The 19,556-nt window shown below is 60.2% G+C and carries 15 protein-coding genes; 9 read left to right on the top strand and 6 right to left on the bottom strand.

Features of this window, described 5'->3' with window-relative positions; all coding sequences use genetic code 11:
* Nucleotide 1 precedes the first annotated feature (1 nt).
* The 9 genes from murD (at nucleotide 2) to lpxC (ending at nucleotide 10,483) form a co-directional block, all read left to right on the top strand.
* Complete coding sequence (gene murD / locus KGB14_RS19065; RefSeq protein ID WP_223488275.1) at nucleotides 2-1,348, top strand: UDP-N-acetylmuramoyl-L-alanine--D-glutamate ligase; 1,347 nt, start codon at nucleotides 2-4, stop codon at nucleotides 1,346-1,348.
* Nucleotides 1,345-2,562 carry a putative lipid II flippase FtsW gene (gene ftsW, locus KGB14_RS19070; RefSeq protein ID WP_411740792.1) on the top strand — a complete coding sequence of 406 codons (1,218 nt, stop codon included), beginning with the start codon at nucleotides 1,345-1,347 and terminating at the stop codon, nucleotides 2,560-2,562. The genes murD and ftsW overlap by 4 nt, the downstream gene beginning before the upstream one ends.
* Entirely contained in the window at nucleotides 2,552-3,622 is a 1,071-nt protein-coding gene (murG, locus tag KGB14_RS19075; protein ID WP_223488276.1) for an undecaprenyldiphospho-muramoylpentapeptide beta-N-acetylglucosaminyltransferase, read from the top strand. The genes ftsW and murG overlap by 11 nt, the downstream gene beginning before the upstream one ends.
* Nucleotides 3,615-5,075, top strand: coding sequence for a UDP-N-acetylmuramate--L-alanine ligase (murC, locus tag KGB14_RS19080; RefSeq protein WP_223488277.1), 1,461 nt, complete (start codon nucleotides 3,615-3,617; stop codon nucleotides 5,073-5,075). The genes murG and murC overlap by 8 nt, the downstream gene beginning before the upstream one ends.
* Nucleotides 5,072-6,052, top strand: coding sequence for a D-alanine--D-alanine ligase (locus tag KGB14_RS19085; protein WP_223488278.1), 981 nt, complete (start codon nucleotides 5,072-5,074; stop codon nucleotides 6,050-6,052). The genes murC and KGB14_RS19085 overlap by 4 nt, the downstream gene beginning before the upstream one ends.
* Before the next feature lie 4 nt (nucleotides 6,053-6,056).
* Entirely contained in the window at nucleotides 6,057-6,923 is an 867-nt protein-coding gene (locus tag KGB14_RS19090; protein ID WP_223488279.1) for a cell division protein FtsQ/DivIB, read from the top strand.
* Nucleotides 6,924-6,938: 15 nt separating this feature from the next.
* Entirely contained in the window at nucleotides 6,939-8,198 is a 1,260-nt protein-coding gene (gene ftsA, locus KGB14_RS19095; protein WP_223488280.1) for a cell division protein FtsA, read from the top strand.
* A 67-nt stretch (nucleotides 8,199-8,265) separates the two neighbouring features.
* Nucleotides 8,266-9,459 carry a cell division protein FtsZ gene (ftsZ, locus tag KGB14_RS19100; RefSeq protein ID WP_223488281.1) on the top strand — a complete coding sequence of 398 codons (1,194 nt, stop codon included), beginning with the start codon at nucleotides 8,266-8,268 and terminating at the stop codon, nucleotides 9,457-9,459.
* Nucleotides 9,460-9,571: 112 nt separating this feature from the next.
* Nucleotides 9,572-10,483: a UDP-3-O-acyl-N-acetylglucosamine deacetylase gene (gene lpxC, locus KGB14_RS19105; RefSeq protein ID WP_045059296.1), complete on the top strand. Its 912-nt coding sequence runs from the start codon at nucleotides 9,572-9,574 to the stop codon at nucleotides 10,481-10,483.
* A 154-nt stretch (nucleotides 10,484-10,637) separates the two neighbouring features.
* Here lpxC and KGB14_RS19110 read toward each other — a convergent pair whose 3' ends face one another.
* From KGB14_RS19110 to KGB14_RS19135, 6 genes are all read right to left on the bottom strand, one after another.
* Nucleotides 10,638-12,134, bottom strand: a complete 1,497-nt coding sequence (locus KGB14_RS19110) for a sensor domain-containing diguanylate cyclase (RefSeq protein WP_223488282.1) — start codon at nucleotides 12,132-12,134, stop codon at nucleotides 10,638-10,640.
* Between the two features lie 148 nt (nucleotides 12,135-12,282).
* Nucleotides 12,283-12,492 carry an OprD family outer membrane porin gene (locus KGB14_RS19115; RefSeq protein WP_411740793.1) on the bottom strand — a complete coding sequence of 70 codons (210 nt, stop codon included), beginning with the start codon at nucleotides 12,490-12,492 and terminating at the stop codon, nucleotides 12,283-12,285.
* Between the two features lie 236 nt (nucleotides 12,493-12,728).
* Nucleotides 12,729-14,093, bottom strand: coding sequence for a heavy metal sensor histidine kinase (locus KGB14_RS19120; RefSeq protein WP_223488283.1), 1,365 nt, complete (start codon nucleotides 14,091-14,093; stop codon nucleotides 12,729-12,731).
* Nucleotides 14,083-14,760 carry a heavy metal response regulator transcription factor gene (locus KGB14_RS19125; RefSeq protein ID WP_223488284.1) on the bottom strand — a complete coding sequence of 226 codons (678 nt, stop codon included), beginning with the start codon at nucleotides 14,758-14,760 and terminating at the stop codon, nucleotides 14,083-14,085. The genes KGB14_RS19120 and KGB14_RS19125 overlap by 11 nt, the downstream gene beginning before the upstream one ends.
* Nucleotides 14,761-14,769: 9 nt before the next feature.
* Nucleotides 14,770-17,871, bottom strand: coding sequence for a multidrug efflux RND transporter permease subunit (locus tag KGB14_RS19130; RefSeq protein ID WP_223488285.1), 3,102 nt, complete (start codon nucleotides 17,869-17,871; stop codon nucleotides 14,770-14,772).
* A complete protein-coding gene (locus KGB14_RS19135; protein ID WP_223488286.1) occupies nucleotides 17,868-19,028 on the bottom strand; it encodes an efflux RND transporter periplasmic adaptor subunit in 1,161 nt (386 codons plus the stop codon). The genes KGB14_RS19130 and KGB14_RS19135 overlap by 4 nt, the downstream gene beginning before the upstream one ends.
* Nucleotides 19,029-19,556 lie beyond the last annotated feature (528 nt).

Genomic DNA, 19,556 nt, shown 5'->3' on the forward strand with positions numbered 1-19,556 from the left:
AGTGTCTCTGATCGCTTCTGACCACTTCCGCATTGTTGTCGGCCTCGGCAAGAGCGGCATGTCCCTGGTTCGCTTCCTGGCGAACCGGGGCGTGTCGTTTGCTGTCGCCGATACGCGGGAAAATCCACCGGAACTGGCCACGCTCAAGCGTGACTATCCGCACGTGGAAGTGCGTTGTGGCGAGCTGGACGTCGAATTCCTGTGCCGTGCCGACGAGCTCTACGTGAGCCCCGGCCTGGCGCTGGCGACCCCGGCCCTGCAGGCTGCCGCCGCCCGTGGCGTGAAGTTGTCCGGTGACATCGAGCTGTTCGCGCGTAACGCGAAGGCGCCGATCGTCGCCATCAGCGGTTCCAATGCCAAAAGCACCGTTACCACCCTGGTCGGCGAGATGGCGGCTGCGGCCGGCAAGCGTGTTGCCGTCGGCGGTAACCTCGGTACGCCGGCGCTGGATTTGCTCAGCGACGACGTCGAGCTGTACGTGATGGAGTTGTCGAGCTTCCAGCTCGAAACCACCGATCAACTCAACGCCGAAGTGGCGACCGTGCTCAACATCAGCGAAGACCACATGGACCGCTACAGCGGTCTGCCGGCTTATCACTTGGCCAAGCACCGGATCTTCCGTGGTGCGAAGCAGTTTGTGGTCAACCGTCAGGACGCCTTGAGCCGTCCGTTGATGGGCGAAGGCCAACCGTGCTGGACCTTCGGTCTGAACAAACCCGACTTCAAGGCCTTTGGTATCCGGGAAGAGAATGGCGAGAAATACCTGGCCTTCGAATTCCAGAACCTGATGCCGGTGCGCGAGTTGAAGATTCGTGGCGCGCATAACCAGTCCAACGCCCTGGCGGCCTTGGCGCTGGGCCACGCCGTGGGGCTGCCGTTCGACGCCATGCTCTCGAGCCTGCGCACCTTCGCCGGCCTCGAGCATCGCTGCCAATGGGTTCGCGACCTGAACGGCGTGAGCTACTACAACGATTCCAAAGCCACCAACGTCGGTGCCGCACTGGCCGCCATCGAAGGCCTGGGCGCGGATATCGACGGCAAACTCGTGCTGATCGCCGGTGGCGACGGCAAGGGTGCCGAGTTCAAGGACCTGCGTGATCCGGTGGCGGCCAACTGCCGCGCCGTCATTTTGATGGGCCGTGACTCCGACAAGATCGGTGAGGCCATCGGCGAAGTCGTTACACAGATTCGTGTCAGCTCGCTGGACGAAGCCGTCGCGCAATGTCGCGCCATAGCCGAGCCGGGTGATGCAGTGCTGCTGTCGCCGGCTTGCGCCAGTTTCGACATGTTCAAGAACTATGAAGACCGTGGCCACCAGTTCGTCCGCGCTGTGGAGGATCTGGCATGAGCCTGAGAGACATCATCAAGCCGTACCCGTCGCCGATCATCACCGGGCGCGGTATCGACCTCGATTTCCCTATGCTCGCCGGTTGCCTCGCGCTGCTGGGCCTGGGGCTGGTCATGATTGCCTCGGCATCGACCGAAGTGGGGGCCGTGCAGTCGGGCAGCGCCCTGTATTACATGATTCGCCACCTCGTCTACGTTGTGCTGGGCCTTGGTGCTTGCATTGTCACCATGATGATTCCGATCGCTACCTGGCAACGTCTGGGCTGGCTGATGCTGATTGGTGCGTTCGGTTTGCTGGTGATGGTGATCGTTCCGGGGATCGGCCGTGAGGTGAACGGTTCGATGCGCTGGATCGGCTTCAGTTTCTTCAACGTTCAGCCTTCCGAGATCGCCAAGGTGTTCGTGGTGATCTACCTCGCCGGTTATCTGGTGCGTCGCCAGAAAGAAGTGCGTGAAAGCTGGATGGGCTTCTTCAAGCCGTTCATCGTGCTGCTGCCGATGGCGGGTCTGTTGCTGATGGAACCGGACTTTGGTGCCACCGTCGTGATGATGGGGGCTGCGGCGGCGATGCTGTTCCTTGGCGGGGTCGGGCTGTTCCGTTTTTCCTTGATGGTTGTTCTGGCTGTCGCGGCGGTGGTGCTGTTGATTCAAATGCAGCCGTATCGGATGGCGCGTCTGACCAACTTTGCCGACCCGTGGGCCGACCAGTTCGGTGCCGGTTATCAGTTGTCCCAGGCATTGATCGCTTTCGGTCGCGGCGAATGGCTGGGCGTGGGCCTGGGCAACAGCGTGCAGAAACAGTTCTACCTGCCGGAAGCCCACACCGACTTCGTGTTCTCGGTCCTGGCCGAAGAACTGGGTGCCGTGGGTTCGTTGTGCACGGTGGCGCTGTTCGTTTTCGTTTGTATTCGCGGCATGTACATCGGCTTGTGGGCCGAAAAGGCCAAGCAGTTTTTTGCCGCTTACGTGGCCTACGGTCTGTCGTTCCTGTGGATCGGTCAGTTCCTGATCAACATCGGCGTGAACGTCGGTCTGCTGCCGACCAAGGGCCTGACGCTGCCGTTCCTCAGTTATGGCGGTAGTTCGTTGGTGATCTGCTGTGCCTGTCTCGGCTTGTTGCTGCGCATTGAGTGGGAGAGTCGAACCCACCTGGGCAGCGAAGAGATGGAGTTCCATGAGAGCGACTTCGCCGAGGAGCCGAACCATGGGCGCTAACGTACTGATCATGGCAGGCGGCACCGGGGGCCACGTGTTCCCGGCACTGGCCTGTGCTCGCGAGTTCCAGGCTCGGGGTTACACCGTGCACTGGCTCGGGACCCCGCGCGGGATCGAAAACGATCTGGTGCCGGCGGCCGGTCTTGAATTGCATCGGATCAACGCCAGCGGTTTGCGCGGCAAGGGCAAATTGTCCCTGCTCAAGGCGCCGTTCATGTTGCTCAAGTCGATCTGGCAGGCGCGGGCGATCATTCGTCAGTTGCGCCCGGTCTGTGTGGTCGGTTTTGGTGGTTATGTGACCGGCCCCGGCGGCGTCGCCGCCAAACTGGCTGGCGTACCGGTGATCGTTCACGAGCAGAACGCCGTGGCCGGTACCGCCAATCGGTTGCTGGTGCCGTTGGCCGCCCGAGTCTGTGAAGCGTTCCCCGACACCTTTACCCTGTCGAACAGCCGTCGCACCACCGGTAACCCGGTGCGCACCGAGCTGTTCCTCGAAACACCGCGACCTGCTCTGGCCGGTCGCAAGGCGCGTTTGCTGATCCTGGGCGGAAGCCTGGGCGCAGAGCCGTTGAACAAGTTGCTGCCTGAAGCCCTGTCGCTCGTCGCCCCCGACCTGCGTCCGGACGTGTTTCATCAGGCCGGCAAAAACCACGATGAAGTGACTGCAGAGCGCTATCGCGCGGCTGGCGTCGAGGCGCAAGTGCAGCCCTTCATCAAAGACATGGCCCAAGCCTATGGCTGGGCCGACCTGGTGGTGTGCCGCGCAGGCGCGCTGACCATCAGTGAACTGGCCGCCGCCGGTCTGCCCTCGATGCTGGTGCCTTTGCCCCACGCGATCGACGATCACCAGACCCGCAACGCCGATTATTTGGCCCGTGAAGGCGCTGCCTTCGTGATGCCGCAAAGAACGACTGGCGCAGCGGATCTTGCTGCTCGCCTGACAGAGGTCTTGATGCAACCGCAACGACTTAACGACATGGCCACCGCGGCACGCCGCCTGGCCAAACCCGATGCCACCCGTAACGTGGTCGATACTTGCCTGGAGGTGGCCCATGGTTGAGAACAAGAAAGCCATGCCGCAACCGGAAATGCGCCGCATCCGTAAAATCCACTTCGTCGGTATCGGCGGCGTGGGCATGTGCGGCATTGCCGAAGTGTTGCTGAACCTGGGCTATGAAGTGTCCGGTTCCGACCTGAAAGCATCGCCGGTGACCGAGCGTCTTGAATCGTTCGGTGCGCACATTTTCATCGGCCACCGTGCCGAGAACGCCGCTGCCGCCGACGTACTGGTGGTGTCGAGCGCCGTGAACACCTCCAACCCGGAAGTCGCCACCGCACTGGAACGCCGCATTCCCGTGGTGCCACGCGCCGAGATGCTGGCCGAACTGATGCGCTACCGCCACGGCATCGCCGTCGCCGGTACTCATGGCAAAACCACCACCACCAGCCTGATCGCTTCGGTGTTCGCCGCCGGTGGCCTGGACCCGACGTTCGTCATCGGTGGCCGTCTGAACGCCGCGGGCACCAATGCCCAGCTGGGCACCAGCCGCTACCTGATCGCCGAAGCCGACGAAAGCGATGCCAGCTTCCTGCACTTGCAGCCGCTGGTGGCCGTGGTCACCAACATCGACGCCGATCACATGGCGACCTACGACGGTGACTTCAACAAGCTGAAGAAAACCTTCGTCGAGTTCCTGCACAACCTGCCGTTCTACGGTCTGGCGGTGGTGTGCCTGGACGATCCGGTGGTGCGTGAAATTCTGCCGTTGGTGAAGCGCCCGACGGTCACTTACGGTTTTGGCGAAGACGCCGACGTGCGTGCCATCAATGTGCGTCAGCAGGGCATGCAAACCTTCTTCACCGTGCTGCGCCCTGATCGCGAGCCGCTGGATGTCTCGGTGAACATGCCGGGCAACCACAACGTGCTGAACGCGCTGGCGACCATTTGCATCGCCACCGATGAAGGTGTGAGCGATGAAGCCATCGTCCAGGGTCTGTCCGGGTTCCAGGGTGTCGGCCGTCGCTTCCAGGTGTACGGCGAGCTGCCGGTTGAAGGCGGCAACGTGATGCTGGTGGACGACTACGGTCACCACCCGACCGAAGTCGCGGCCGTGATCAAAGCCGTGCGCGGTGGCTGGCCGGAGCGCCGTCTGGTGATGGTTTACCAGCCGCACCGTTACAGCCGCACCCGCGACCTGTACGACGATTTCGTCAATGTGCTGGCCGACGCCAACGTGCTGCTGCTGATGGAGGTCTACCCGGCCGGCGAAGAGCCGATTCCGGGCGCTGACAGCCGCAAGTTGTGCAACAGCATTCGCCAGCGTGGTCAGCTCGACCCGATCTACATCGAGCGCGGTGTCGACCTCGCACCGATCGTCAAGCCGCTGCTGCGTGCCGGCGACATTCTGTTGTGCCAGGGCGCCGGTGATATCGGCGGTCTCGCACCAAAACTGTTGAATAGTCCGTTGTTCGCTGGCGCGGTTGCCGCGCCAAGCGTGGGGAAGTTGAAATGACTGCTGCTTACGCCAACCTCGTCTCCACTATTGCGCCGAAAGATTTCGGCCGCGTCGCCGTGCTGTTCGGTGGCAAGAGTGCCGAGCGTGAGGTCTCCCTGAAATCGGGTAACGCAGTGCTCGAAGCGCTGCAAAGCGCCGGTGTGGACGCGTTCGGTATTGATGTGGGCGATGACCTGCTGCAGCGTCTGCTGAACGAAAAAATCGACCGCGCCTTCATCATCCTCCACGGTCGTGGCGGTGAAGACGGCAGCATGCAGGGCCTGCTCGAATGCGCAGGGATTCCGTACACCGGCAGCGGCATTCTGGCCTCGGCCCTGGCCATGGACAAACTGCGCACCAAGCAGGTCTGGCACAGCCTCGGCATTCCGACGCCACGCCACGCGGTATTGAGCTCTGAGGCCGATTGTATTTCGGCAGCGACGGAACTGGGCTTCCCTTTGATCGTCAAACCGGCCCATGAAGGTTCCAGTATCGGGATGGCCAAAGTGAGTTCTGCGTCCGAGCTGGTCGACGCATGGAAAGCGGCCAGTACCTACGATTCGCAAGTGTTGGTCGAGCAATGGATCCATGGTCCGGAGTTCACCATCGCCACCCTGCGTGACCAGGTGTTGCCTCCAATCGCCCTGGGCACGACCCACAGCTTCTACGACTACGACGCCAAGTACGTGGCTTCCGATACCCAGTACCGGATCCCTTGTGGCCTGGACAGCAACAAAGAAAAGGAACTCATGGACCTCACGGCCAAAGCCTGTGAGGCGCTGGGTATCGCCGGTTGGGGCAGGGCAGACGTGATGCAGGACGCCGACGGGCAGTTCTGGTTCCTGGAAGTCAACACCGCACCGGGCATGACCGATCACAGTCTGGTGCCGATGGCGGCCCGTGCCGCTGGCCTGGATTTCCAGCAACTGGTTCTGGCGATTCTGGCGGCAAGTGTTGCCGGTAACGCTGCCAGCTATAAAGAGCCGCGAGGTTAAGACCATGCAAGGCGCCCAGCTACGTCATCAGCCCACCGCACCCGGCCGCAAGCCGGTACCGCGGGGTGCCAGCCGAATGGTGGCCAAAGAGCCGATGTCCGCGCGCCTGCCGAAAGCCAACTTTGGTTTTCTGAAAAGCCTGTTCTGGCCCGTGCTGCTGGTCGCGCTGGGGTTCGGCACTTATGAAGGCGCACAGCGTTTGCTGCCGTACGCCGACCGGCCGATCACCAAGATCGCGGTGCAGGGTGATTTGAGTTACATCAGCCAGCAAGCGGTGCAGCAGCGAATCGCCCCCTACGTGGCGTCGAGCTTCTTCACCATCGACCTGGAGAGCATGCGTACCGAGCTTGAAACGATGCCATGGATTGCCCACGCCGAAGTGCGCAGGGTGTGGCCGGATCAGGTAGTGATCCGCCTGGAAGAACAACTGCCGGTGGCCCGTTGGGGTGACGAATCGCTGTTGAACAACCAGGGGCAGGCGTTCACCCCGCGCGAGCTGGCGAACTACGAACACTTGCCACAGCTGTTCGGCCCACAACGGGCCCAGCAGCAAGTGATGCAGCAATACCAGGTGCTGAGCCAGATGCTCAGGCCATTGGGCTTCTCGATTGCACGCCTGGAGTTGCGTGAACGAGGCAGCTGGTTCCTGACCACCGGCGCCGGCAGCGCGGGTCCGGGAATCGAACTGCTGCTGGGACGCGGCAGCCTGGTGGAAAAGATGCGCCGCTTCATTGCCATCTATGACAAGACGCTCAAAGAGCAGATTACGAACATTGCGCGCATCGATCTGCGCTATGCCAACGGCCTCGCCGTTGGCTGGCGGGAACCTGTAGCGCCCACGACAGCCCAACCCGCTGTCGCGAAGAATTAAGAAGAGGCAGGACCCATGGCAAACGTGCAAAGCGGCAAAATGATCGTCGGTCTCGATATCGGTACCTCCAAGGTGGTGGCACTGGTCGGCGAGGTCTCGGACGACGGCACGCTCGAAATCGTCGGGATCGGTACTCATCCGTCCCGCGGCCTGAAAAAAGGCGTAGTGGTGAACATCGAGTCCACCGTCCAGTCGATCCAGCGCGCCATTGAAGAAGCGCAGCTGATGGCCGGTTGCCGGATCCATTCGGCGTTCGTCGGCGTGGCCGGCAATCACATCCGCAGCCTGAACTCCCACGGCATCGTGGCGATTCGTGATCGCGAAGTCAGCTCCGCCGACCTTGAGCGCGTCCTCGACGCCGCCCAGGCTGTGGCGATCCCGGCTGACCAGCGTGTGCTGCACACCCTGCCGCAGGATTACGTGATCGATAATCAGGAAGGCGTTCGCGAGCCGCTGGGTATGTCCGGCGTGCGTCTGGAAGCCAAGGTTCACGTGGTCACCTGCGCCGTCAACGCCGCACAGAACATTGAAAAATGCGTGCGCCGCTGCGGCCTGGAAATCGACGACATCATTCTTGAGCAACTGGCTTCCGCGTATTCGGTCCTGACCGACGACGAGAAAGAGCTGGGCGTGTGCCTGGTGGACATCGGCGGCGGCACCACCGACATCGCGATCTTCACCGAAGGCGCGATCCGTCACACCGCGGTGATCCCGATTGCCGGCGATCAGGTGACCAACGACATCGCCATGGCGTTGCGCACCCCGACCCAATACGCCGAAGAAATCAAGATTCGCTACGCCTGCGCCCTGGCCAAACTGGCTGGTGCCGGTGAAACCATCAAGGTGCCGAGTGTCGGCGACCGTCCGCCGCGCGAGCTGTCCCGTCAGGCCCTGGCCGAAGTGGTCGAACCGCGTTACGACGAGCTGTTCACCCTGATCCAGGCTGAGCTGCGTCGCAGCGGCTACGAAGACCTGATCCCGGCCGGCATCGTGCTGACCGGCGGTACGTCGAAGATGGAAGGCGCGGTGGAACTTGCCGAAGAGATCTTCCACATGCCGGTTCGCCTGGGCGTGCCCCATGGCGTCAAGGGCCTGGACGACGTGGTCCGCAACCCGATTTATTCCACTGGCGTAGGCCTGTTGATGTACGGCCTGCAGAAGCAGTCCGACGGGATTTCGTTCTCGGGCATCGGCAGCCGCGACAGCTACAACAATGAAGAACCGAAAGCCGCCTTGCTCGATCGCATCAAGAGCTGGGTACAAGGCAATTTCTAAAGCTTTACCGCAACACCGCTTCAAACAGCAGTAGGCGAAAAAACTAGAGAATGTAAGGAGAGGGAAAATGTTCGAACTCGTAGACAACATCCCCGCAAGCCCGGTAATTAAAGTTATCGGTGTTGGCGGTGGCGGCGGCAACGCTGTCAATCACATGGTCAAGAGCAACATTGAAGGCGTTGAATTCATCTGCGCCAACACTGATGCCCAAGCGCTGAAAAGCATCGGCGCGCGGACCATCCTGCAACTGGGTACCGGCGTGACCAAAGGCCTGGGCGCTGGCGCCAACCCTGAAGTAGGTCGTCAGGCCGCTCTGGAAGATCGTGAGCGCATTGCCGAAGTGCTGCAGGGCACCAACATGGTGTTCATCACCACCGGCATGGGCGGTGGTACCGGTACCGGTGCTGCGCCGATCATTGCCGAAGTGGCCAAGGAAATGGGGATCCTCACCGTTGCGGTGGTGACTCGTCCGTTCCCGTTCGAAGGTCGCAAGCGCATGCAGATCGCCGACGAAGGTATTCGTCTGTTGTCTGAAAGCGTCGACTCGTTGATCACCATTCCCAACGAGAAGCTGCTGACCATCCTCGGTAAAGACGCAAGCCTGCTGTCGGCTTTCGCCAAGGCCGACGATGTACTGGCCGGTGCCGTTCGCGGTATCTCCGACATCATCAAGCGTCCGGGCATGATCAACGTCGACTTTGCCGACGTACGCACCGTGATGAGTGAAATGGGCATGGCAATGATGGGCACTGGCTGCGCCAGCGGTCCGAACCGTGCGCGCGAGGCTACTGAAGCGGCCATTCGCAACCCGCTGCTCGAAGACGTGAACCTGCAAGGTGCACGCGGCATCCTGGTGAACATCACCGCAGGTCCCGACCTGTCTCTGGGTGAGTACTCCGACGTGGGTAGCATCATTGAAGCCTTCGCTTCCGATCACGCGATGGTCAAGGTCGGTACCGTTATCGATCCGGACATGCGCGATGAGCTGCACGTCACCGTGGTTGCCACCGGTCTGGGCGCGCAAATCGAGAAGCCTGTGAAGGTCATCGATAATACCGTTCACACCTCCATGGCTTCGCAACCGCAACAACAAGCCTCTGCTCGTCAGGAGGCGCCAGCGGTAAACTACCGTGACCTGGACCGTCCGACCGTCATGCGCAACCAGGCTCAGGCCGGTGCTGCGACTGCCGCGAAGATGAATCCGCAAGATGACCTGGACTACCTGGACATCCCGGCTTTCCTGCGTCGTCAGGCTGATTGATGAAATGTATCAGGGGTATTAGGGTGATTGGTGTTCAGCAAAGGTCTGGTCTGCTATTATCGCCAGCCTTTGTTGATACCAGTTCGCAATTTGCGCTGAAGCGGCCCATGCCATGATTAAACAACGCACCCTGAAGAATATTATCCGTGCCACAGGTGTCGGCCTGCACTCCGGGGAGAAGGTCTACCTGACCCTCAAGCCAGCGCCTATCGACACCGGCATTGTGTTTTGTCGTGCCGACCTCGACCCTGTGGTGCAGATTCCTGCCCGCGCGGAAAACGTTGGTGAAACCACGATGTCGACCACACTGGTCAGTGGTGACACCAAGGTGGATACGGTGGAGCACTTGCTCTCGGCCATGGCTGGCCTGGGCATCGATAACGCCTACGTCGAGCTCTCCGCGTCCGAAGTCCCGATCATGGATGGTAGCGCTGGACCCTTCGTATTCCTGATTCAATCGGCCGGCCTGGAAGAGCAGGACGCCGCCAAGAAGTTCATTCGGATCCTGCGGGAAGTGACAGTGGAAGACGGCGACAAGCGCGCCACTTTCGTCCCTTTCGAAGGTTTCAAAGTGAGCTTCGAGATCGATTTCGATCACCCGGTTTTCCGTGACCGCACACAAAGTGCAAGCGTGGATTTTTCCAGTACTTCGTTCGTAAAAGAAGTCAGCCGCGCCCGTACCTTTGGTTTCATGAGTGATATCGAGTACCTGCGCAAGCACAACCTCGCACTCGGCGGCAGCGTTGAAAACGCTATTGTGGTCGACGCGGATGGTGTACTGAACGAAGACGGCCTTCGCTATGAAGACGAATTCGTGAAGCACAAGATCCTCGATGCAATTGGTGACCTCTACCTACTGGGCAATAGCCTGATTGGTGAGTTCAAGGGCTTCAAGTCCGGACATGCATTGAACAACCAGCTGCTGCGCAAGTTGATTGAGCAGACAGATGCTTGGGAAGTCGTGACTTTCGAAGACGCCAGCACTGCACCGATCTCTTACATGCGTCCTGTTGCGGCCGTGTAAGCAAAAAACCTCTCTAGTTTTTAAAGGCTACCTTCGGGTGGCCTTTTTTTATGTCCCGGTGAATCAAAAGATCGCAGCCTTCGGCAGCTCCTACAGGGGGAACGCATTCCAAATGTAGGAGCTGCCGAAGGCTGCGATCTTTTGATTCTGGCTTCTAATCCGCGCAAACCACCCGATTGCGCCCGTTTTCCTTGGCCTGATACAACGCCTTGTCCGCCGCAAACAGTAATTGTTCCAGGCTGATGTCGGTCGCCGTCGTCCAGGTGCTGATACCGATACTGACAGTAATCGGCGACTGATCACCTCTCACCAATGGCAATTGCTCCACTGCCGCCCGAATGTTGTCGGCAATCTGTTGCGCGCCGGCGCTGTCGGTTTCAGCCAGGATTACCGAAAACTCCTCGCCGCCGTAACGGGCGACCAGGTCTGCCGGGCGTCGGACATGGGTGCCGATCACCTTGGCCACCGAGCGCAAGGCATCGTCGCCGGCCTGATGACCATGACGATCATTGAACGCCTTGAAGTGATCGACATCGATCATCAGCATCGACAACGGCTGGCTGGAGCGTTGGGCGCGGAACCATTCATGGCGCAAAGCCTGGTCCAGGGTCCGGCGGTTGGCCAGACCGGTCAAGGGATCGGTGGCGGCCAATAGCCCCAGTTCCTGTTCGGCGTTATGGCGCAGGCGCAATTCCCGGCAGAGCAACCAGGTCAGCCACAGCAGGCTCACGCACAGGGCAATGGTCGCAAAGCTGACCACCACTGCGGTTCGCTTCCAGGCCGAAAAGACTTCATCGCTGGACAGTGCAACGATGACGATCAACGGCAAGTTGCCGACTTTGGAGAAGGTGTACAAGCGCTTTTCACGGTATCGATCGGACATGCTGGTGAAGCTGCCGTTGCCTTCCTTGACGATGCGCTGGAAATTGGGGCGGTTACTGAAGTCCTTGCCGATCAGTTCTTCCGCCAGTTGTGGTTGCTGGGCCAGCAGAATCCCGTCCTTGCTGATCAGATTGACCGTACTGTCGCGGCCGACACTCAAACTGTTGAACAGCTGGTCGAAGTAGCTCAAACGCATGGCGGCTTCGGCCACGCCCAGGAACTCACCCTGGGTACCGTTCAGCCGGCGGCTGAAACTGATACGCCAATCCTGTTCGGGCGGCCTGCCCCTGAAAGGGGGGCTGATGAACATGCCAGGGTCGGGGTTGTTCACATGAGACTGGAAGTATTCGCGATCGGCATAGTTGGCATGCCTGGGCTCCACGGAGGCCGAGTCGGCGATCACGTCGCCCTTGTCGTCGAGCAACAAAATGTTGCTCTTGTACGGCGCGGCAGTGGCACGGTCGAAATAGGCCAGATGGCGAATGGCAGGAGAAACGCTTTTGAGGTCTTCTCGCTGGGAGGCAGCGATCAACCCTAGCAGCGACACGTCATAGAGTTCGACATTACGCAGCACATCGGCGTCGATCAACTTCACGATATTGTTGGCGGCGCGAGCGGCGGACAATTCGGCGTTGGCGCGTTCACGGATCAGCAGGAAGGTCACGATGCTGAGTATCGCAATCACCAACAGCACACTGCTAAGAACCAGAAGCCGCTCCGATTGTGTCGAGCGGATCGGATGTTGAGATTTCGCACTGCTCACACTCATGGTTCTGACTTCTGCAATTAAGGCGTTATGAAAGTTCTTTTACAAGAATCGGGCAGAGTCCCAGAAACCGGTCGCGTCCAGAGCGCCTATATAAATGGTGAATAAAAAAAAGGCCAGCAAAACATGCTGGCCTTTTGCTAATGAAAGCTTAGAAGACATTCAGCGGGTAGTCGACCATTGCCCGGTATTCATCGGTGTCCTGATTCAGCGCACCATAACCGTTGCCGCCACGGTGGGTCGCCCATTGCAGACGCATCGCCAGGTCTTTGGCCTTGCCATCCTGGACCACGTACCTGAGATATCGCGTTCTCAGTGCTCGGCGTTTGTTACAGCGATTGCAATGAACAACGGGCTGAATGCGGTAAAGCTTCTTGGGTCAATCAAGTACTTCATTGTCTTAAACCACAACGAAAAAAGAGCCGCTGATAGCAGCGGCTTTGAAGACAACTTTTCAAAGGGAAGAGCCGATAAAAAAAGAGCGGATTGCAGAAAGGACTGTTGCGCAAATAACAAAGATCGCAGCCTTCGGCAGCGCCTGCATTGGAATGCGTTCCCCTGCAGGCGCTGCCGAAGACTGCGATCTTTTGAGGTCTGTCAGACCGGGAGGTGGATGCCGAACGTATTCATCCCATGATCACTGCGCACAAACACATCCCCGCCATGCATCAGCGCAATCGCCTTGACGATCGCCAGCCCCAGGCCATGGTTGTTGCCGCTGTTGCTGCGCGACGCATCGACCCGGTAGAAGCGCTCGAACAGCCGCGGCAAATGCTCGTTGGCTATCGGCGATCCAGGGTTGGCGACGCCAATGCTGACTTGATGCTCCTCGACCTCGATCCGTACCTGAATCACTTGCCCGGGCTCGGTGTGCTGCACCGCGTTGCTCAGCAAGTTGATCAACGCCCGGCGCAGATGCGCGATCTCTATTCGCACCTGTGCATCGCCACTGACCTCGACCTGAACCTGCGCATCTTCAAGAATGAAATCCAGGTACTCCAGCGTCGTGGCCACTTCATCGGCCAATGAGGTGGACGTCAGTTTGGTGGCTTTGCTGCCTTGGTCGGCGCTGGCGAGGAACAGCATGTCGTTGATGATCGAGCGCAGCCGTTCCAGTTCTTCGAGGTTCGATTGCAGCACTTCGAAATAGTGTTCGGCCGAACGCCCGCGTGTCAGCGCAACCTGGGTCTGGCCAATCAGGTTGGTCAGTGGCGAGCGCAGTTCATGGGCCACATCGGCGTTGAACGATTCCAGCCGCGAGTAGGCCTGTTCGACCCGTTCCAGGGTGGCATTGAACGAGCTGACAAACTGATTCAATTCCGGTGGCAATGGCGACAACTGCAGGCGACCGGACAGCCGTGGTGGCGCCAGGCGCTGGGCTTCCTGCGACAACTTGATCAGTGGCTTGAGGCCGATCCGGGCCACCCAATAACCGAGTGCCGAGGCCAGCAGCACGCCGATGATCGCCAGACTGATCAGGGCGATCAGCAAGTGGTGCTGCGTCTCGTAAAAGGTTTCGGTGTCGATGCCGATCATGAAGCGCAGCGGCGGGCGCTGGTCCTTGGCCGGCAGCTCAGTGACCAGCACTTTCAGCGGGTACGGATGGTCGGGCAATGCCATGTCGCGCATGCCCAACGGGCCTTGGGCGAAAGCGCGGATCGGCGCGTCGGGTTGGCCGTATTCATAACCGGGATTGCCACTGACCACCCAAAAGTGGATGCGCTTGTCTTCTTCGCTCAGCAGCTTGAGCTTGGCGTTGATCTTCACCCAATGCTCGGGCGTGCCATAACGGTTGAGCGCTGATTCGAGCACGCTGTACCGTGCATCCAGCTCGGCTTCCGGCAGCAGGCCCAAACCCTTGTCGACCTGTTGATACAGCGCACCGCCGATCAACACAAACACCAGCAGCGCCACCAGCGTAAACATCCCGCTCAGGCGCAGCGCGATCGAATTACTGGACACCACGGCTCTCCAGCACATAACCCATGCCACGAATCGTGTGCAGCAATTTCTCTTCGAACGGCCCGTCGAGTTTGGCCCGCAGGCGTTTGATCGCGACTTCGACCACGTTGGCGTCGCTGTCGAAATTGATGTCCCAGACCATCTCGGCGATGGCGGTTTTCGAGAGGATTTCCCCTTGCCGCCGCGCCAGCACGCTGAGCAATGAGAACTCCTTGGCGGTCAGGTCCAGGCGGGTGCCGGCGCGGGTGGCTTTGCGGCTGATCAAATCTATCCACAGGTCGGCGATGCTCACCTGCACCGGTTCATGGCCGCCGCTACGGCGGGTCAGCGCTTGCAGGCGCGCCACCAGTTCGAGGAAGGAAAACGGTTTGCCGAGGTAATCGTCGGCACCATCACGCAGGCCTTTGATGCGATCTTCCACGCGTTCGCGGGCGGTGAGCATAATCACCGGGGTTTGCTTGCGCGCACGCAAGGCGCGCAGCACGCCGAAACCATCAAGGCCGGGGAGCATGACGTCGAGGACAATCACCGCGTAGTCACTTTCCAGCGCCAGGTGCAGGCCTTCAACGCCGTCCCGCGCCACGTCTACGGTGTAACCCTGTTCCGTCAGGCCACGGTGCAGATAGTCCGCGGTTTTTTCTTCGTCTTCGATAATCAGAACGCGCATGATCCCGCCTCAGTCTGTGGTCGTCAGCGCGGGCAGCGCTGCGGGTTTAGGCCGATGGAATAGCCGCTCAAGCCACAAGTATATGACCGGCGTGGTGAACAGCGTCAGCGCCTGGCTCACCAGCAAACCGCCGACCACCGCGATGCCCAATGGCTGGCGCAGTTCGGCGCCGGTGCCGTAGCCGAGCATCAGCGGCAGGGCCCCGAGCAGGGCGGCGAGGGTGGTCATGATGATTGGCCGGAACCGCGTCATGCAGGCCTCATAGATCGCTTCTTCCGGCGGCAGGCCTCGGTTGCGCTGGGCTTCCAGCGCAAAGTCGATCATCAGAATGCCGTTCTTCTTGACGATGCCGATCAGCAGCACCAGCCCGATCAACGCCATGATCGAAAAGTCCTGGCCGCAAATCCACAGCATGATCACCGCCCCGAGCCCCGCCGAGGGCAGGGTCGAAATGATCGTCAGCGGGTGCACGAAGCTTTCGTACAGCACGCCAAGAATGATGTACACCGCCACCAGCGCCGCCAGAATCAGCCACGGCTGGCTGGCCAGCGAACTCTGGAATGCCTGGGCCGCGCCCTGGAAATTACCGCTGATGGCCGCCGGCATGCCGATGTCGGTCTTGGCCTGATTGAGCATGATTACCGCATCGCCCAAGGCAACGCCCGGTGCCAGGTTGAATGACAGGTTGGCCGCCGGGAACATGCCGTCATGGGCGATGGACAGCGGGCCGATGGTCGGCGCATCGAATTTCGCCAGCGCCGAGAGCGGCACCATCTCTCCGCTCAGGGGCGAGCGCAGGTAGAAATAGTTGAGGCTTTCGGCCTTGCCACGTTGCTTTGTATCCAGTTCCAGAATCACGTTGTACTGATTGGTCTGGGTCTGGAATTCGTTGATCTGGCGCTGGCCGAAGGCGTCGTACAGGGCTTCGTCGACATCGCTGGCGGTCAGGCCGAAACGCGCCGCCGCGCTGCGATCGATGCTGATGTGGGTGATGCTGCCGCCCAGTTGCAGGTCGTTGGAAATGTCTCGGAATGCCGGGTTGCTGCGCAGCTTTTCCGTCAGGTGCTGGGTCCATGTACTCAGGAGTGCCCCGTCGTTGCTCTTGAGCACGTATTGGTACTGGGCGCGGCTCGGGCCGGAACTGAGGTTGATGTCTTGCCCGGCGCGCAGGTACAGCACGATGCCCGGGACTTTCATCAGTTGCGGGCGAATCCGGTCGATGAACTGGCTGGCAGATACGTCACGGTCGCCGCGTTTTTTCAGCGAAATCCAGAAGCGTCCGTTGGCGATGGTCTGGTTACTGCCCGAAACGCCGACCGAGTGGGAGAACGTCTCGACGGCGGGATCGGCGGCGACGATTTCGGCCATCGCCAGGTGTTTTTTCACCATGTCGCCGTAGGAAATGTCAGCCGCCGCTTCGGTGGTGCCGAGGACGAAGCCGGTGTCCTGCACCGGGAAGAAACCCTTCGGAATGAAAATGTACCCGGCGACCGCCAGGCTGAGGGACAAGCCAAACACACCGAGCATCAATTTCTGATGGGCGAGGGCGTGGCGCAGGCCTTTCTCGTACCACGCCAGCAAGCGCTCGCCGAAGCCCGGTTTGCCATGGGCGTGATGCACCGGTGCGCGCATAAATAGCGCGGCCAGGGTCGGCGCCAGCGTCAGGGACACCACCACCGAAATCATGATGGTCGAGGTGGCGGTCAGGGCGAACTCCTTGAACAGCCGCCCGACCACGCCGCCCATGAACAGCAACGGAATGAACGCCGCCACCAGCGAGAAACTGATGGAAACCACGGTAAAGCCGATCTCGCCGGCGCCCTTGATCGCCGCCTCGCGCATGCCTTCGCCGGCCTCCAGATGACGGTGAATGTTCTCCACCACCACAATCGCATCGTCCACCACAAACCCGACGGACACCACAATCGCCACCAGCGTCAGGTTATTCAGGCTGAAGCCCATGATGTACATCAGGGCAAAACTGGCGGTCAGCGACACACCGAGCACCGCTGACACGATCAGCGTCGCTGACAGCTGGCGCAGGAACAGCGCCATCACCGCCACCACCAGCAGGATCGCAATCAGCAGGGTGATTTCCACCTCATGCAACGAGGCGCGGATGGTCTGGGTGCGGTCGATCAACACTTTGACCTGCATCGAGGCCGGCAGCATGGCCTCCAGCGTTGGCAAGGCCGCTTGAATACGGTCGACGGTCTCGACGATGTTGGCCCCCGGTTGGCGGAAAATCACCAGGTTCACCCCCGGCTTACCATCGGCCCAGGCCTGAACGTAGGCGTCTTCTGAACCGTTGATGACTTTGGCCACATCCTTGAGATGAACCGGTGCACCGTTCTTGTAGGAAACGATGAGTTGGCTGTATTCCTCGGGGTGGAACAACTGATCGTTGGTGGACAAGGTCGAAATGCTCGACTCGCCGTACAACGCACCCTTGGCCAGGTTGAGGCTGGATTGCTGGATCGCCAGACGAATGTCCGCCAGGGTCAGGCCGATGGCGGCGAGTTTGTCCGCCGACGCTTGTACGCGGATCGCCGGACGTTGCTGACCGCTAACGTTGATTTGGCCTACGCCGTCGATCTGGCTGATCTGACGGGCGAGCAGGGTTTCCACCAGGTCACTGACTTCAGTACCGGGCATTTGCGGCGAGTTGATGCTGAGGATCAGCACCGGGCTGTCGGCCGGGTTGACCTTCCTCCACGTCGGCAGGTTCGGCATGTCTTTGGGCAGTTTGCCGGCGGCGGTGTTGATCGCGGCCTGGACTTCCTGGGCGGCGGTGTCGATGCTTTTATCGAGGGTGAATTGCAGGGTCAGAATGGTCGAGCCCAGGGCGCTGCTCGACGTCATTTGGGTTATGCCGGGGATGGCGCTGAATTGCACTTCAAGTGGCGTGGCCACCGACGAGGCCATGGTCTCGGGGTTGGCGCCGGGCAGTTGCGCAGCCACCTGGATGGTCGGGAATTCCGCTTCCGGCAGCGGTGCAATCGATAGTCGTGGAAAGGCGATCACCCCCAGCAGCACCAGGGCAAAGGTCAACAGAACCGTCGCCACCGGATGATCGATGCACCACGCGGAAATCGAACCGTGGCCCTTCATGGTTTCGGCTCCGTTCCCACCACTTGCGGTGGCTCCGTCAGCACTTGCACCGTGGCGCCGGGCTTGAGCCGCGACTGACCGTCGCTGACCAGCACATCGCCCGGTTTCACCCCTTTGATAATGTCCTGGCCGCTGCCTTGATAAACCATCTGTACCTGAACGACTTCGACCTTGTCGCCGTTGACCCGGTACACGAAGTGTTGATCGAGGCCACGTTGTACGACGGTGGGTGGTACCACCAATGCATTTTTATCCAGCGCTGTCTGAATTTTTACCGTCACCAGCAGGCCCGGCCAGAGTTTCTGTGCGGGGTTGGCGAATTCAGCCTTGGCGCGGATGGTCCCGGTGTTGGCGTTGATCTGGTTGTCGATCAGGGTCAGATGACCTTCGCCCAGCAGGTTGCCGGTTTCGCCGTCGGTGTCGGCACCGATGTAGGCCTTGACCGGCGTGTGCTGTGGATCGTTGATCAGGCCCTGCAGGGTTGGCAGCATTTGCTGCGGCAGGGAAAACTCCACGGCGATCGGGTCGATCTGGGTCACCGTGAACAGGCCTTGGGTGTCGGTCATGCGCAGGAAGTTGCCTTCGTCCACCGTGCGAATACCGACACGACCGGTGACCGGGGAGCGAATCTGTGTGTAGGAAAGCTGTACCAGAGCAGCATCGATCGAGGCCTGGTTGCCTTGGGCGGTGGCTTTGAGTTGATTGACCAGGGCTTGTTGCTGGTCATAGGTCTGCTTGGACACGCCGTCGTCGACACTCAGCAGTTTGTAGCGTTTGAGGTTGACCTGTGCCACTTGCAGCTGCGCCTGGCTTTCGCCCAGCTGCGCCCGGGCCTGGTCGAGGCTGGCGCGGATCGAACGGTCGTCGATGGTGGCCAGCAGGTCGCCTTGGTTCACCAGTTGGCCTTCTTTGACCAGCAGTCTGGTGAGAATGCCGTCGATTTGCGGGCGTACTACGACGCTGTGCAATGACAGCACCGAGCCGATGCCGCTGACGTAGCGGGGGACGTCTTTTTCGGCGACGCTGACCACCCGCACGGGGATGGCGGTGGGGGCGGCCAGTTTGGTCGTGGCGGGTTTGGCGGCGTACCACACACCCAGCGCTGCCAGGACGATCAGAAGGGCGGCGAACAGGGCGTTTTTTTTCTGAATTCGCATGCGAGTGGGGCGCCGGGCTGAGTGGTCGGAGTTTTGTCAGGTTTATACCTTCCTTTATAAACCTGTTAGCCCGTCAGGAGAGTGACTGGTAACTGACGGCGCTGTCAGTTTGGACCTTTTTGGAGGGAGGCTGACTCCCCGGTAGGCGCTGCCGAAAGCTGCGATCTTTTGATCTTGGCGGCCTGACAGCCGACCACTCTATCGCGGGTGTGCACAACCCCACGTAGGAGCTGCCGAAGGCTGCGATCTTTTGATGTTGATTTTCAAGATCAAAAGATCGCAGCCTCGTTTCACTCGACAGCTCCTACAGTCATCCGTGTCAGACGAACGTTCGGTGTCAGACGTGAGATTGATCGTTCCCGCGCTCCCGCGAAGGCGGCCAGGCAGCCGACCAATCTATGGCGGATGTACACAACCCCACGTAGGAGCTGCCGAGTGAAACGAGGCTGCGATCTTTTGACGTTGATTTTCAAGATCAAAAGATCGCAGCCTCGTTTCACTCGACAGCTCCTACAGTCATCCGTGTCA

It is taken from the genome of Pseudomonas sp. A-RE-19 (assembly GCF_019956555.1).
Classification (GTDB): domain Bacteria; phylum Pseudomonadota; class Gammaproteobacteria; order Pseudomonadales; family Pseudomonadaceae; genus Aquipseudomonas.

Bases quoted from the DNA above. Each gene is read 5' to 3' on its own strand.
- ftsW (WP_411740792.1), top strand. From the start codon at position 1,345: ATGAGCCTGAGAGACATCATCAAGCCGTACCCGTCGCCGATCATCACC.
- murG (WP_223488276.1), top strand. From the start codon at position 2,552: ATGGGCGCTAACGTACTGATCATGGCAGGCGGCACCGGGGGCCACGTG.
- murC (WP_223488277.1), top strand. From the start codon at position 3,615: ATGGTTGAGAACAAGAAAGCCATGCCGCAACCGGAAATGCGCCGCATC.
- KGB14_RS19085 (WP_223488278.1), top strand. From the start codon at position 5,072: ATGACTGCTGCTTACGCCAACCTCGTCTCCACTATTGCGCCGAAAGAT.
- KGB14_RS19090 (WP_223488279.1), top strand. From the start codon at position 6,057: ATGCAAGGCGCCCAGCTACGTCATCAGCCCACCGCACCCGGCCGCAAG.
- ftsA (WP_223488280.1), top strand. From the start codon at position 6,939: ATGGCAAACGTGCAAAGCGGCAAAATGATCGTCGGTCTCGATATCGGT.
- ftsZ (WP_223488281.1), top strand. From the start codon at position 8,266: ATGTTCGAACTCGTAGACAACATCCCCGCAAGCCCGGTAATTAAAGTT.
- lpxC (WP_045059296.1), top strand. From the start codon at position 9,572: ATGATTAAACAACGCACCCTGAAGAATATTATCCGTGCCACAGGTGTC.
- KGB14_RS19110 (WP_223488282.1), bottom strand. From the start codon at position 12,134: ATGAGTGTGAGCAGTGCGAAATCTCAACATCCGATCCGCTCGACACAA.
- KGB14_RS19125 (WP_223488284.1), bottom strand. From the start codon at position 14,760: ATGCGCGTTCTGATTATCGAAGACGAAGAAAAAACCGCGGACTATCTG.
- KGB14_RS19130 (WP_223488285.1), bottom strand. From the start codon at position 17,871: ATGAAGGGCCACGGTTCGATTTCCGCGTGGTGCATCGATCATCCGGTG.
- KGB14_RS19135 (WP_223488286.1), bottom strand. From the start codon at position 19,028: ATGCGAATTCAGAAAAAAAACGCCCTGTTCGCCGCCCTTCTGATCGTC.